This is a genomic window from Psychrobacter sp. KFRI-CH2-11, assembly GCF_038239325.1.
GTDB lineage: Bacteria > Pseudomonadota > Gammaproteobacteria > Pseudomonadales > Moraxellaceae > Psychrobacter > Psychrobacter celer.
The window spans coordinates 698,317-712,120 of sequence record NZ_CP151283.1 but is presented as its reverse complement, the minus strand read 5'-3'; the positions used below and the strand labels follow the sequence as shown (position 1 = coordinate 712,120).

General features: G+C 48.4%; 13 protein-coding genes. 8 read left to right on the top strand and 5 right to left on the bottom strand.

Features of this window, described 5'->3' with window-relative positions:
* Positions 1-53: 53 nt before the first annotated feature.
* The 4 genes from AADH33_RS03020 (at position 54) to AADH33_RS03005 (ending at position 4,383) form a co-directional block, all read left to right on the top strand.
* Positions 54-1,106, top strand: coding sequence for a siderophore ABC transporter substrate-binding protein (locus AADH33_RS03020; protein ID WP_348549526.1), 1,053 nt, complete (start codon positions 54-56; stop codon positions 1,104-1,106).
* Positions 1,107-1,163: 57 nt separating this feature from the next.
* On the top strand, positions 1,164-2,267 hold the full coding sequence (locus tag AADH33_RS03015) for an ABC transporter permease (RefSeq protein WP_348549525.1): 1,104 nt from the start codon (positions 1,164-1,166) through the stop codon (positions 2,265-2,267).
* A 183-nt stretch (positions 2,268-2,450) separates the two neighbouring features.
* Positions 2,451-3,545 carry an iron chelate uptake ABC transporter family permease subunit gene (locus tag AADH33_RS03010; protein ID WP_348549524.1) on the top strand — a complete coding sequence of 365 codons (1,095 nt, stop codon included), beginning with the start codon at positions 2,451-2,453 and terminating at the stop codon, positions 3,543-3,545.
* 76 nt (positions 3,546-3,621) lie between these two features.
* A complete protein-coding gene (locus AADH33_RS03005; RefSeq protein ID WP_348549523.1) occupies positions 3,622-4,383 on the top strand; it encodes an iron ABC transporter ATP-binding protein in 762 nt (253 codons plus the stop codon).
* Between the two features lie 18 nt (positions 4,384-4,401).
* On the opposite strand, the gene AADH33_RS03000 is transcribed toward AADH33_RS03005, so the two are convergent.
* Positions 4,402-4,845 carry a siderophore-interacting protein gene (locus AADH33_RS03000; RefSeq protein ID WP_348549522.1) on the bottom strand — a complete coding sequence of 148 codons (444 nt, stop codon included), beginning with the start codon at positions 4,843-4,845 and terminating at the stop codon, positions 4,402-4,404.
* A gap of 144 nt (positions 4,846-4,989) precedes the next feature.
* A complete protein-coding gene (locus AADH33_RS02995; protein WP_348549521.1) occupies positions 4,990-7,080 on the bottom strand; it encodes a TonB-dependent receptor domain-containing protein in 2,091 nt (696 codons plus the stop codon).
* A gap of 429 nt (positions 7,081-7,509) precedes the next feature.
* Here AADH33_RS02995 and AADH33_RS02990 point away from each other — a divergent pair, with 429 nt between their 5' ends.
* The 4 genes from AADH33_RS02990 to AADH33_RS02975 all read left to right on the top strand — a co-directional run bounded on the left by AADH33_RS02990 (position 7,510) and on the right by AADH33_RS02975 (position 11,162).
* Positions 7,510-7,785 carry a Trp family transcriptional regulator gene (locus tag AADH33_RS02990; protein ID WP_075100549.1) on the top strand — a complete coding sequence of 92 codons (276 nt, stop codon included), beginning with the start codon at positions 7,510-7,512 and terminating at the stop codon, positions 7,783-7,785.
* A gap of 101 nt (positions 7,786-7,886) precedes the next feature.
* Positions 7,887-9,302, top strand: coding sequence for an anthranilate synthase component I family protein (locus AADH33_RS02985; RefSeq protein ID WP_348549520.1), 1,416 nt, complete (start codon positions 7,887-7,889; stop codon positions 9,300-9,302).
* A gap of 33 nt (positions 9,303-9,335) precedes the next feature.
* Entirely contained in the window at positions 9,336-9,995 is a 660-nt protein-coding gene (locus AADH33_RS02980) for an anthranilate synthase component II (protein ID WP_348549519.1), read from the top strand.
* A gap of 138 nt (positions 9,996-10,133) precedes the next feature.
* Positions 10,134-11,162, top strand: coding sequence for a DMT family transporter (locus tag AADH33_RS02975; protein WP_348549518.1), 1,029 nt, complete (start codon positions 10,134-10,136; stop codon positions 11,160-11,162).
* Between the two features lie 134 nt (positions 11,163-11,296).
* Here the strand turns inward: AADH33_RS02975 and AADH33_RS02970 are convergent, their stop codons facing one another.
* The 3 genes from AADH33_RS02970 to AADH33_RS02960 all read right to left on the bottom strand — a co-directional run bounded on the left by AADH33_RS02970 (position 11,297) and on the right by AADH33_RS02960 (position 13,728).
* On the bottom strand, positions 11,297-12,040 hold the full coding sequence (locus tag AADH33_RS02970) for an amino acid ABC transporter ATP-binding protein (protein WP_207969161.1): 744 nt from the start codon (positions 12,038-12,040) through the stop codon (positions 11,297-11,299).
* A 114-nt stretch (positions 12,041-12,154) separates the two neighbouring features.
* Positions 12,155-12,892, bottom strand: coding sequence for an amino acid ABC transporter permease (locus tag AADH33_RS02965; protein WP_348549517.1), 738 nt, complete (start codon positions 12,890-12,892; stop codon positions 12,155-12,157).
* A complete protein-coding gene (locus tag AADH33_RS02960; protein WP_348549516.1) occupies positions 12,892-13,728 on the bottom strand; it encodes an amino acid ABC transporter substrate-binding protein in 837 nt (278 codons plus the stop codon). The genes AADH33_RS02965 and AADH33_RS02960 overlap by 1 nt, the downstream gene beginning before the upstream one ends.
* Positions 13,729-13,804: the final 76 nt, after the last annotated feature.

The following is a 13,804-nucleotide window of genomic DNA, read 5'->3' as shown; positions in this document are numbered from 1 at the left end:
AGCTGACTACGTTGTCTCTACACCCCTCACCCAGCTGATTTACCGAGTTATTTATGTCTACTACTGTATTATCCAACCGCCTCTCTAGCACTTTTTTTAAACGTCCCTTATGGACGGCGATGGCCACCGCCCTTGCCGCGACGATCAGCGTGGCAGGCTGCAGCTCTCCTGAGTCCAACGACTCAGAGCCTGCGGACGCTCAGACCGAAAACCCAACCGCTGACCATGCCGAAAACGTCGCCAATAACGATGCTGTCTCGACACATACCATTACTGTCGATACCGCCAGAGGGGATATCGATCTGGCAATGAATCCATCGCCATTGGTCGTCTATGACATGACCTTGCTACAGGATTTGGCGGCGCTGGACGTGGCTGTCGATGGAGCGCCAAGTGGCCTACATTTGGACAACTTGCATTCAGAGACGCAACCTGAGCCAAAAGAAGTGGGCACGGTATTTGAGCCAGACCTTGAGGCTCTAAACGCCATGCAGCCCCAAGCTATCTTGGTCGGCTCGCGGATGGCCGAAAAATACGATGCGCTCTCAAGCATCGCGCCAACCCTAGATATGACCATCGATACGGCCAACATCTATGAGTCCAGTAAACAGCGTTTGCATGATCTTGGCGCGCTGTTTGGTAAAAGCGCCCAAGCAGCTAAATTACAAAACAATATCGACAGCCTAATCACAGAGACCAAAGCCGTCACCAAAGACAGTGGCACCGGTCTGGTGGTGATGGTCAATGGCAATAAAATGTCTGTCTATGGCGCTGACTCACGCTATGGCTTTATTCATAATGTCGTCAATGTGCCGATCGCTGACGATCACATCAAAGACGGTCGTCATGGTCAGCCGATCTCTTTTGAATATCTACAAAAGACCAACCCTGATTGGCTATTCGTCGTCGATCGTAGCGCCGCTATCGGTGAAGACAGCGTGGGTGCCAAAGCAGTCTTAGACAATCCGCTGGTCGCCCAAACCACCGCGTGGCAAAAAGACCAAGTGGTTTATCTAAGTCCAGATTCTTATCTCGCCTTTGGTGGTTATTATCAGTGGATACAAGATCTGACCACTATTAAAAATGCGTTTGCAAGCGCACAATAAACGCGGCAACCATACCAGCTATTTTTTGACCTATTATTTAATGAGCCAGTAGCCGTTATGTCGTTATTTTCATCGCGTGCCCAGACCCACGCCAATAGTCTTGAGACCAGTCCCGCTTTGCCCACATCATCACCTTGGCAAAGCGGCAGCAAGGCTCTGAGCCACACGCGTCAGCATGCGGCCATACCGCCATGGCTTATCAACACAGCCAGCCTCATCATGATGGGGCTTTTGGTGTTATTAAGTTTGTCCATTGGGGTAGCGGATTTTTCGTGGTCTGGTATTTTTCATAGCCTCATCAACCATAGCGCCAACTCAGACAGCTCGCTACTACTGGTGAGCCGCATACCGCGTACCATTGCCATTATTTTGACTGGTGTCGCCATGGCGGTGGCAGGGATGATCATGCAAGTGGTGCTAAAAAACCGCTTTGTTGAGCCATCGATGGTTGGGGCGACCCAAAGCGCAGCACTGGGTTTATTGGTCGTCAGCCTGCTGTTCCCTGCCAGTGCGCTACTGGTCAAAATGGGTGTCGCCACCATTGCGGCAGTCGGTGGCATGATGCTGTTTATGCTACTCATTCACCGCATTCCGCCGACGGATTTTTTGATGATTCCGCTCATCGGTATCGTCTTTGGCGGTATCATCGAGGCGGTGACGACCTTTATCGCCTATCAGACCGAGACGCTACAGATGCTTAGCGTTTGGCAATTTGGCGACTTCTCTGGCGTTTTGGCAGGGCGTTATGAGCTGCTATGGCTAACGGGCGCGCTGTGCGTGCTGGCTTATATCATCGCTGATAAGCTAACCATCGTTGGGCTAGGCGATAATATCGCGCTGAACTTAGGCATTAGTAAGCGGCAGGTCACTTGGCTTGGCGTCGGTATGGTGGCGATGATGAGCGCGGTCGTCGTCGTGACGGTAGGCATGATTCCTTTTATTGGCTTGGTGGTGCCCAATATCGTCAGTCGGCTGATGGGTGATAAGCTGCGCCGTAGCTTGCCAGCTGTCGCGCTACTGGGCGCATCGGCAGTATTGCTCTGCGATATCATCGGGCGCTCTATCCGCTACCCGTTTGAAGTGCCGGTCGCCACGGTGTTTGGTGTGGTCGGCACGGTGCTGTTTTTATGGTTGTTATTGCGCGCGCCTGCTGAGCGATAAGGCGTCTTGTAATAAAGCGTTTTGTAATAAGGCACCTCATAACAATGTAGCGCATAATAACGCATCTGGCCATCAAGCATCTGACCCACCGCCATCGACCCTTTTCTTTATTTATTCGTCCTGTTGTCTGCTTAGATAAGCGTGGCGTTGTTACTATTACAGGTAGCATAGTAGGATTTACGTATGTTTTCACCCTCTAAGCATGGCTCTATAACTGGCCGCTCTACAAAGACTGACTCAGCGAAACATCGTTTAAAAAATAATAATTTAGATAACGAGAGCCACGCAGCCCCCTCTACCCAGAGTCGCTTGGAGCAGCTTTGGGCATGGATCAGCAACCATCCAAAATCGATTGCCGCTGTTATTTTACTGGTCTCGATGACGCTGTTTTTGACGCTCAATGTCAATGGTCATTGGGATTTTGCCCTACCACTACGAGGTAAAAAACTGCTGGCACTCATGGTGGTCGGCTATGCGATTGGCGTATCGACTCTGCTTTTTCAAACCTTAACACACAATCCTATTTTAACCCCTTCTCTACTGGGCTTTGACTCGCTGTATGTGCTGCTCCAAAGCTTATTGGTGTTCTTTTTGGGGGCGATGAGCTTTACCAGCATCAATCCTATTGCCAAATTCACTCTTGAGATTGTCCTGATGTTTGGCGCGTCATTATTATTGTTTCGAGTGCTGTTTTCAAAAAGCAGTCAGGATTTGACGCGGCTGATACTGGTGGGCGTTATCTTTGGGGTGTTGTTTCGCAGCTTATCGGCATTGATTGCACGCCTGATTAATCCTGATGATTTTGTCGTGGTACAGTCAGCCAGTTACGCGCAGTTTAATACCGTCAACCCGCAGCTATTGGGGATTAGCTTCATTATTTGCACCATTAGCGCGCTATGTATTTGGCGCTGGCGCTATCAATGCGATGTCTTGATGCTCGGTAAGGCGCAAGCGATTAATTTGGGCATTAATTATCAACGCCTCGCATTTGGGCTATTGACGGTCATTGCGGTATTGGTCGCCACCGCCACGGCACTGGTCGGGCCGGTGACTTTTTTTGGCTTGCTGGTCTGCGCCTTGACCAATCGCATCGCACGGCATATGTATCATAGCGAGCGCCTGATATTGGTCAGTTTGGTGGCGATGATTTGTTTGGTCCTCGGTCAGACGCTGTTTGAGCAAGTACTGGGTATGGCGGGAGTGTTATCCGTGGTGATTGAGCTGGCGGGCGGCTTGGTGTTTTTGCTACTGATATTTATGACCCAGCGGCGTGGATGACATGTCATATTGACCTATATAAAAATCATAAACTATTTAGAACTGATTAAAATTTATCTAAAAAATAAGAATCATTATGATTAAACTCGATAATATCTCCCACCATATCGGCAAACAACAAATCCTGCATGACATCAGCTTATCCTTACCAAGCGCCCAAGTGATTGCCCTAATCGGCCCCAATGGCGCGGGCAAATCCACCTTATTTTCAGTCATGGCAAGGCTACAACCGCTACAGTCTGGGAAGGTGATGTTTGGTGAGCATGATATTGTCAGCTGTCCTACGCGCACTTTGGCTAAGACGGTGGCGATGCTCGGGCAAGACAATCAAGTGCAAGGTCGCCTACGCGTGCATGAGCTGCTGATGTTTGGCCGCTATCCGTATCATCAAGGACAGCCAAGCGCACAGGACGAGCAAAAAGTGCAGGAAGTGATCGCGCGTTTTGAGCTTGAGCCATTAGCCGAGCGTTTTTTATCGACGCTATCTGGTGGTCAGCGGCAACGCGTGCTGATTGCGATGATTGTCTGCCAAGACACGCCGTATCTACTGCTCGATGAGCCGCTAAACAATCTGGATATGTACCATGCAGGGCGTCTGATGCGTGAGCTGCGCGAGCTTAGCTGCAGTCAGCAAAAAACCGTGGTCATCGTCCTACATGATATCAACCAAGCCGCGCAGTTTGCCGATACTGTGGTCATGATGAAAACGGGCCAAGTGATGGCGGTTGGGCAGCCTGTCGATGTCATCACTAAAGATACCATGAAAGACTTATATAACGTCGATGTGACGGTACTTAACCATCAAGGTCGGCCAGTGATTGTCGATACATTGTTATAGTTAAGCAGGACTGTATCGTCAGTTTGAAATGAAATTGATAGGTTGGTAGCTACGTGCTAAGTTTACCGTGATGGCGGGCAGCGCGGTCATATCACCCGCCAATAAAAACCAATCCGCCTCGTGATTGATAAGCTTTTTGGCACCAGGCCCACCGATCAAAATAGTATCACCGATTTGTACAGTTTTGGCCCAATGTGAGGCAGGACCGTCAGCGCCTTTGTGGTTGAGACCATGCAAGACAAAATCGACATCGATTTCATCGTCACGTTGCTGGATAATGGTATAAGTGCGCATGATGGGCTTTTTTCCTGTCTCCTCTGCAAACACCAATTTGATATAGCCGCTTTCTTGCTCGATTGGGAAGCCTTGTATGCCTGCACCGCCAAGCGTCATGCGGCGCATGTTTGGCGTGATATCGGCGATGCCTTTTACTTCTAATACTCTTGGATTAGGTTTGGTCATTTTTTATCCTTTTATTTTTCTGTTATCTTTTAAATATTGATATGACTCTTTTTTGGCGTGTCTTCATCTCAGAAGCAGCCATAAAAAAGCCAGCTCTCTTAGACAGAGAGCTGGCTTATTTGCATTTAGAAAATCAAGATAAGTTTAGAATTGATACGTGAGCGAGGCTTTGACGTTGCGACCTGGCTCAAAGTCTGTGTTTTGATCTTTAGTAGCATTAAATCTTGAACCGTGGCTAGCATAGGTTTCATCAAAGATATTATATACGCCAACTGTGGCTTTTAAGCCATCTACTTGAGCTGGAGAGTAGCTCATAAAGATATCATGGACATCATAGCTTGGTTTCTTAAGCTCCGTAACTTCACCTCGACTTATAAAGGTTTGCGTAACAGGGGCTACATAGGTACTGCGCCAGCCAAGCTCAGTGGTATCAGTTGGCTGATAGGCCAGATTGACCATGTATTTATCACCAGCATCTGATCCTGACCCTGTCTGTGAATAAAAACTATAACCCGTATCTTCACCTTTACTACGAGCATGCGCGTAGCTTAAGCCCATACTAAAGTTATTCATTTTATAATCAGCGGCAAGCTCAACACCCTTGATTTTATAATCTTCATCTTTATTGACGGCACCTTGGCAATCATTGCCAAGATTTGGTCCACAACTTAGACCTGAGCGTACAAACTCGATATAGTTTTCGATATTGGTTTCGAAGTATTTACCGCTTAACTGTAATGCATCATTAGGCGTTGTTAGATCGCGCAAAGTGGTCACAATACCAACTTCAGCGTTATCACCCTCTTCAGCTTTTAAGTCGTTATTAACAACAGTGCCAGTACCATCTCGATTAAAAATCGCTTGGCTCAAGTCTGGACCATTGAACAACTGAGTATAGCTGGCAAACACTTGCGTATGCGGCGCGACTTCATAACTGGCTGCTAGCGCACCAACGACATTGTCATAAGTTTTACCACCAGCAATAAATTCTGGTGCCTCATAACGGTCATAACGCACGCCTGGCGTCAGCGTCAGTTTGCCCATTTGCCATTGGTCTTCTAGATACACTGAGGTGTTTTTGGCGCTGTCTTTTCCTGATACCGGCAGTTTGGTTGTTCGGTCTGCAGCGCTATAAAAGTCTGACTGCTTTTTATAATGTTCTACCCCTGCGATCAGTTTATGGCGTCCTGAGGCTGCATCAATCACACTGGTGTTTTCAATCTTACCACCTGTGGTTTTTACTTTTGCATCCCAATCATACCCTGACACAGCCTCAATACCATTATCACGTGAAATTTGCGTTTCGGTCTGATAAACCGTGGTATCAACGTCGATGAGTGAGTTTGCTGGATTAAAGTTATGATCGAGTGTATAAGTATCGCGCTTTACTTTTTGTGGGATGACATCAGAACCACCACTGTTAGGAAGACTGGGGAAGTCTGGACGGAAGGGGAAAATGCCTTCTTTTTCGGTACGACTAAAGCTGGCACCCACACGGTGATCGTCAAGGATAGAAGCGCCTGCTTTTAACAAAATATTTTCGCTTTCGCTGTCCTCAAAAAGCTCGCGGCCGCTACCATCTTCGCCAGAATCCGTATCGCGCTTGCCATAATAGGCCAACAAGTCGATGTTGTCAGTTGGCGCACCATAGACAGTGGCTGATGTCAGTAAATCGTCATTGTTACTGGCATAACTTGTCTTTAGTTTTGCCCCAATCTTTTGACCTGGTTTGAGTAAATCTGCTGCATCGACGGTTTTGAACGCCACTGCGCCGCCGATGGCATCGTTACCTAGCGTGACAGAGTTGTTACCCACCGATACGTCTGCTTGTTTTAATAGGTCTGGATCGATGGTGATGTCGCCCATATGATAGAACAGCTTACCTTCTTGGCGCGCGCCATCGATCGTCACTTTTAGGTTGCTATCTTCAAGACCACGGATACGAATGCGCTGGTTGACTGATGACGTACCACCGATGGTCACGCCTGGCACTACCTCTAAAAAATCACTCAAATGACTTGCTTGCTGCGCTGGCGTATAGTCTTCGACATACACGCCATCTTCTTGGACTTTATCTCGTACCGAGCTGTTGGCCGTGACGGTAATGGTCTGTAGTGTGGTACTTGGCATGTCGTCTGCTGCCGCACTAGCCGCCTGCGTCCACAATATGGCGGCTACGCCCATAGATAACACGGTCAATTGATTGGATGAGATTGGTAACTTTACTTCACGCATAACACACTCACTTTGATGACGATCAACATTAGATTTTAGCTGTGACTGTAGCCTGTCCGGCATTTATCAATGCATTGCTACATCGCTACATTGGTAAACACCAAGACGCTACAGCACGGCTTATATACGAATAACATTACGAATATTAATGATAATTATTAGCATTTAAATAATGACAGGCATCATAACCAAGTATTAACAATTTGGCAATAATGAATGTGAGAAATTCAGCGTTTTAATGATAATTTGTAAAGGCCGTCGAAAAACCTAAGGGAGGAGGATGTCGGTTGACGTATCAACATCATAAACCAATATCATAAAAAGATAGGCGGATACCTTGTTTTTCTTGTACTACTGTACTAGAATACTGAAACAAGAGAATTTGTTCTGTTATTTATTATCTGACTGATTATTATAAGACGACATACTATGAGTACCAACCCTTATCACAGTTTATTACAGCATTTGGCGAACTGTCCTGATAGTGCGGATATCGAGGCGTTGTTTCGCGCGCTGCTGACAGAAAAAGAGCAGCAAGAGATTGCCAATCGTATACGCATCTTTGATTTGTTGGCGCGCGGCGTGACCCAGCGTGAGATATCTGAGCAATTAGGGGTTGGTATTGCCACTGTCTCGCGCGGCGCCAAGGCGATGCAGGCGCATGACGTCAGCGCTTTATTGGCGACGCATAGAGAAAGTGCGTAAGCGATTAGCCATTATATCAATTTTGCTTAGTATCAACTTTGCTTAGTATCAATTCTGCCTATCTCTATCTGACACCTATCTAACTCACTTTGGACATCACTATGGCACCTACTCTACAGCACAATCCGCCTGCGGCGATTGAGATTCCTAGCAAACCAAAACGCATCAAACTCACCCAAGATATCGATTTTTTTGCGTTATTTAAACGTATTGAGCGTGCGTTTGAGACCTGCTATCTGCTTGAGTCACTAGGCGAAGATGGGCATATGGCGCGCCACCATGCCATTGGTTTTGACCCTGTGATGACCATTGCCGCTATTGACCGCACGACTTTGGCAATTACTGATAATAAAACAGCGAATACCAATCATTATCAAACGGACAACCCTTATGAGCTACTACGCAGCATCACCCCGCAGCACGTCATCGCTCGTGATCAAACAGGCGGACTGGTCGGCTACTTAGGTTATGACAGTGTCAATTTTTTTGAGCCAAGTCTCAATGCAAAGGCAAGCGACGATTTTGAACCCTTTAAATTTGGCGTCTATCTCGATGGCCTAACGCTTGATAAGATGACCGGTGAGATTTTTTATTTTTATTACCCGACTGCTCAGCAAGACAATCGTATCGAACACATCAAAGCCTTACTTGATGCGCCAACGCCTAGCTATGAGCCACCCTCGGTTGAGTTTTTGGCTGATGGCATGAGTCAAGATGAGCATGCGCGCGCCGTCATGCAAGTCAAAGAAGACATCATCTCTGGGCGTATCTTTCAGTGCGAGGTGGGTTTTAAATCCAAATATCGTATCGCCGGTGATAAAATGCCGATTTATGAAAAGCTGCGCGCGGTCAACCCGTCACCGCACATGTACTTTATGAAATTTTCTGAGCAGTGCATCATTGGTGCCTCCCCCGAGCTGCTGTTTCGCCTGCGACAAGGTGAGATGGAAACCTATCCACTGGCTGGCACCGCCAAACGCGGCGTCGATGTCGCAGAAGACCGTCAGCTTGCCCGCGCGTTGCTCAACGATGCCAAAGAGATCGCCGAGCACAATATGCTGGTCGACTTGCACCGTAATGATATCGGCCGTGTCGCGCGCTTTGGTACGGTAAAGGTGCGCAGCCTGATGGACATCAAACGCTTCTCACATGTGCAGCACATTTCCTCTGAAATCGTTGGGATTTTGCACCCTGATGAAGATATGTTTAGCGCGCTTGCCAGCAACTTTCCTGCCGGTACTTTATCAGGTGCGCCAAAAGTCGAGGCAATCAAAGTCATCAACGAGCTAGAGCCTGATGGCCGCGGTGCGTATGGCGGCGCGCTTGGCTCGTTTAATTTTAATGGCGATTGTATTTTTGCCATTCCTATTCGTAGTCTATTTATCAATGGTGAGTCCGCCTACGCGCAAACCTGCGGCGGCAATGTCTACGACTCCAACCCTGCTGATGAATACTTAGAAATCCAGCGTAAGCTCTCTGCCATGAAAGTGGTGTTAGACAGCTTTATGACCGCCTAAACCCCTCTCTATTTCAGCAAAGAGTGATGACTTATGAATGTTTTGATTATCGACAACTACGACTCGTTTACCTTTAACTTATATCAATATATCGGCGAGATTTTGCAAACCATGGGGGACGATAAAGACGGCGCTAGCGCTGCAAACGTCATCGTCAAACGCAACAACGAGATCACCTTGGCTGACGTACAAGCGATGAATCTTGACCGCATTATCATCTCACCTGGCCCAGGCGCACCTGATGATCCTGCTTACTTTGGTATTTGTGCAGAAGTCATCAGAATCATGGGAAAAACCACGCCGATATTGGGTGTCTGCCTAGGTATGCAAGGTATCGCCCACGTATTCGGCGGCGATGTGATACGAGCTCACGTACCGATGCATGGCAAAGTTTCCGCCATTCGCCATGACGATGCAGGTGTTTATCAAGGCTTGCCGCAAGAGGTAGAAATCATGCGCTATCACTCGCTTATGGTAAAGGCAGATACGCTACCTGACTGCTTAACCGTCACTGCTGTCGTTGCCAATGACGCCCATCATCACTTGAGCCTGACAGAGGCGGCGCTCGCAGGCGATGAGATAATGGGACTTGCCCACACCGACTATCCGATTCAGGGCGTGCAATTTCATCCAGAGTCATTTGCCACAGAAGGTGCCAAACGCTTGCTAAGCAATTTTTTACTGCAAGTTTAAATCATGCAGCCCAAGTAAATCGACTTTTAAGTTTAATGGACTTGTGTTAGTCCTTCATTAACGCTTTAATGTTAGACTGAAAATAACAAACAAAAGGCAGCCTTTTATCAGGTTGTCTTTTGTTATTTTAGGCGCGTAGTGAGCAAACAGCACCTACTAGGCTGCCAGCTGCTCGCTTATTGTTTGAATTTTCTAGAAAATAAAATAGAGAGCGATATGGCACACACGGAGAGCACGATGACAGCGCGGCAGTCATGGATAGGCACCATTCAAATCATTAGCGCTGCGGTCTGTTGGGGCACGCTTGGGATATTTTCCACCTATCTAAACCAGAGCGGCTTTAGTGGCTGGCAGATTACTATTTTGCGCATCGTGAGCGCCGCTTTTTTGGTGCTGGTCATGCTACCAACGCTCTGGCTCCATCTGTCTGCTCTAAGACCAAAGCAGTGGCTGGGGCTGGCGCTGCAGTCCTTGATAGGCGTGCTTGGTATGTCGCTCTGTTATTTTTTTGCCGTCATCTATGTCGGCGCGGGCCCTGCGGTTGCTTTGCTATATACCGCACCAGTGTTTAGCCTGCTGTTTTCTGCGGTGTTATTGCAGGAGCCTATCACTCGCCAGTCAGCGCTACTGGCACTCATGGCGGTGTTTGGTGTGGGTTTGACGATGCTGGGTGATGCGGCAAAAGTCAACTGGGGTATCGCGCTTGGGCTGCTATCTGGCGTGTGTTATTCGCTCTATGGTGTCCTTGGCAAACGCGCGATGCACTATGCCCACCCTGCCCCGTTGGTGTTTTTTACCTCAATTATCATCAGTGCTGGCGTACTGCTGTTGTTGCCTGAGACGTATCGTACTTACGGGCAGCTATTTGCCTTACCGCTGGCCACCTGGGGCTACGCACTGGGGCTTTCCTTGATTGGTACGGTGGTGCCGTTTGCGCTGTATATGAAAGCATTAGAGAAACTGCCTGCCACGCGCGCATCGGTGTTTACTATCTTTGAGCCATTGACCGCCATTGCTTTGGCGCTACTGCTCCTGCATCAGGCGCTTTCATGGATACAATATGTAGGCGTGGTACTGATTTTGCTGGCGGCTTTATTGAATGCCATGCTAAATGGCACGACTACGCGCGTACCAAGGTGGCTCAGACGGCGACCAAAACCTTTTTAACAAAACAAAAGCCTCAGTGAAAAAATAGATTAAAAACAAATAAAGCCCCAACCATGACATCATGGCTGGGGCTGTTTTTTGCATAAAGGCTTTATATAAGAGTCACAAGGTTGCGCCAGACAATATCTACCCAATTACTGCTCGATACGCTGTAAAAACGCTTGCGTGCGAGGATGGGTAGAGTCTTCAAACAGCTGCTTGGCGCTGCCCTCTTCGACCACATGGCCGCCCTCAATCAAGACCACATGATCGGCCACATCACGAGCAAAGTTTATCTCATGGGTCACCACCACCATCGTCCAGCCCTCTGAGGCCAACTGCTTCATGGTGCCAAGTACGTCTTGTACCAGCTCTGGATCAAGCGCTGAGGTTGGCTCATCAAACAATAACAGCGACGGTTCAATGGCCAGCGCACGTGCGATGCCGATGCGCTGCTGCTGCCCGCCCGAGAGCTGAAACGGATACAGATCTGCTTTGTCTGCCAAGCCCACCTTATCAAGCAAGGCCAGCGCCTGCGTACGCGCTTGGGCTTTGCTTTGCCCTTGTACCACCGTTGGCCCAAGCATTAGGTTCTCTATCGCTGTTTTATGCGGAAACAAATTATAAGACTGAAACACCATGCCAGACTTACGCTGCAGTGCTAGCAGGGCTTTTTTCTTAGGCTTGGAGGCAAAGTCTACCGTCAAGCTACCATCTTCAAAAGCAATAACGCCCTGATCGGGTATCTCCAGCGCATTTAGGCAACGCAAAAACGTGGTTTTGCCCGACCCTGACGGCCCAAGTATCACCACCACCTTGCCTTTTTCGATGGTCAAGTCGATGCCCTTTAGCACTTGATTGTCACCAAAGGCTTTGTGAATATTACTGACTTGAATCATAGAGGTTTCCGCTGACAAATAAAGAATAATAACAAAACACGAGTAAGCAAATAGCTACTACCATACTTGGCTCGTCGCTTGAGTGAAATGGCGGCAGTGGCCGATACTTGTCGGTTATTTGGCCACATAACGATCGAGTCTGGTCTCAAGCTTGCCTTGGATAAAGGTCAAAAACAAACAAATGGCCCAATAAATAAAAGCCGCTTCGGTATAGACCAGCATAAACTCATAGTTGCGGGCGGTAATGATCTGCGCTTGCTTAAATAGCTCTGTGACCAATACCAGCGACGCCAATGACGTGTCCTTGACCAGACTGATAAAGGTATTGGACAACGGCGGTACCGATACCCGTAACGCTTGCGGCAAAATCACGTGGCGAAAGGTCTGCAGATACGTCAAACCGACCGTCGAGCCTGCTTCCCACTGGCCTTTTGGAATCGACAAAATCGAGGCACGTACCGTCTCTGAGGCATAAGCACCGATATTGAGCGAAAAGGCAATAATCGCTGAAGGAAACGGGTCGAGCTTGACGCCGACGCTTGGCAGACCATAAAAGATAATAAACAACTGCACTAGCATCGGTGTCCCGCGAATCGCCGAGACATAGATACGGGCCAGACGGTAGACAATCTCATGCAGCCAGCCTGTACGTGGCACGATACGAATCAGCGCCACGACCAGTGCAATCATCATACCGATGGCAAACGAAATCAAAGCCAGCGGTATCGAATAGTAGATACCGCCCTTGAGCATCGGCCAAAACGAGTCAATGACGATTTGGGCTCGATCAGGGCTCATAAATGGCAACAGTGCCAGCAGTTCCGCCAGCACTGCGGTTATAGACGCCAGCATTATTGTTGTTGACTTATATCAGCACCAAAGAACTCTTCGCTAAGCTTGGTCAGCGTGCCGTCGGCATGCAGCTCGCTCATGGCTTCGTTTAACTTCGTCACGACAGCGTCATTGCCTTTTAATAGTACCAAACCTGAACCGCGCTGCTCGTCGGCCGGGGCAACCAGTTTGATCTCAAGGCCACTATCTGGGAATTTTTTTAGATAATCGAGTACGGCTAGATTATCATTCATGGTGAAGTCAGCGCGGTCTTGCTTGACCAACTGAATCGCTTGCGCCATACCATCGACAGGGACGATTTCGGCTTGATAGCGTTCGGCCAGCTCACCATAGTTACTGCTTAACGACTGGGCGCTACGTAGACCTTTTAGGTTTTCCCACGAGCCATAACGATTGTCGTCGGTAGGCGCTAGTACCACGGCACCAGACCAGCTATAAGGCTGCGCGAGATCGTACTTTGCTTGGCGCTCAGGCGTCGTTAGGCTGACTTGGTTGGCCACCATATCAAAACGCTTCGAGTCTAAGCCTGCGAGCATCGCATCCCACTGGGTTTCTTTAAACTCGACTTCAACACCTAACTTATCCGCCACCGCACGGGTAACTTCGACATCGTAGCCGGTCAGCTTGCCGCTTTCATCGTGATAGGTAAACGGCGGATAGGTACCCTCAGTACCCACATTGATCGTGCCGCCATCGTTGATGCGTTGCAGCATATCAGAGCCACCGCTCGCGGCGTTATCAGTCGCATTGCTATCGGCGTCATTGGTAGTAGACTGACCACAAGCAGCGAGCAGGACTGTGCTGGCGGCGAGGGCTAAAAGAGTACGACGTTTCATAAGGCGTCCTTATAAGATGAATGAATAAGTCTAAAAGTGTCTAGCAGAAGTATAATGTGCCCATGCTGTAGGCAAA

Coding starts and splice junctions, on each gene's coding strand:
- AADH33_RS02970 (WP_207969161.1), bottom strand. CDS start 12,040: ATGATTCAAGTCAGTAATATTCACAAAGCCTTTGGTGACAATCAAGTG.
- AADH33_RS03010 (WP_348549524.1), top strand. CDS start 2,451: ATGTTTTCACCCTCTAAGCATGGCTCTATAACTGGCCGCTCTACAAAG.
- AADH33_RS02960 (WP_348549516.1), bottom strand. CDS start 13,728: ATGAAACGTCGTACTCTTTTAGCCCTCGCCGCCAGCACAGTCCTGCTC.
- AADH33_RS03015 (WP_348549525.1), top strand. CDS start 1,164: ATGTCGTTATTTTCATCGCGTGCCCAGACCCACGCCAATAGTCTTGAG.
- AADH33_RS03005 (WP_348549523.1), top strand. CDS start 3,622: ATGATTAAACTCGATAATATCTCCCACCATATCGGCAAACAACAAATC.
- AADH33_RS02985 (WP_348549520.1), top strand. CDS start 7,887: ATGGCACCTACTCTACAGCACAATCCGCCTGCGGCGATTGAGATTCCT.
- AADH33_RS02995 (WP_348549521.1), bottom strand. CDS start 7,080: ATGCGTGAAGTAAAGTTACCAATCTCATCCAATCAATTGACCGTGTTA.
- AADH33_RS02980 (WP_348549519.1), top strand. CDS start 9,336: ATGAATGTTTTGATTATCGACAACTACGACTCGTTTACCTTTAACTTA.
- AADH33_RS02965 (WP_348549517.1), bottom strand. CDS start 12,892: ATGCTGGCGTCTATAACCGCAGTGCTGGCGGAACTGCTGGCACTGTTG.
- AADH33_RS03020 (WP_348549526.1), top strand. CDS start 54: ATGTCTACTACTGTATTATCCAACCGCCTCTCTAGCACTTTTTTTAAA.
- AADH33_RS02990 (WP_075100549.1), top strand. CDS start 7,510: ATGAGTACCAACCCTTATCACAGTTTATTACAGCATTTGGCGAACTGT.
- AADH33_RS03000 (WP_348549522.1), bottom strand. CDS start 4,845: ATGACCAAACCTAATCCAAGAGTATTAGAAGTAAAAGGCATCGCCGAT.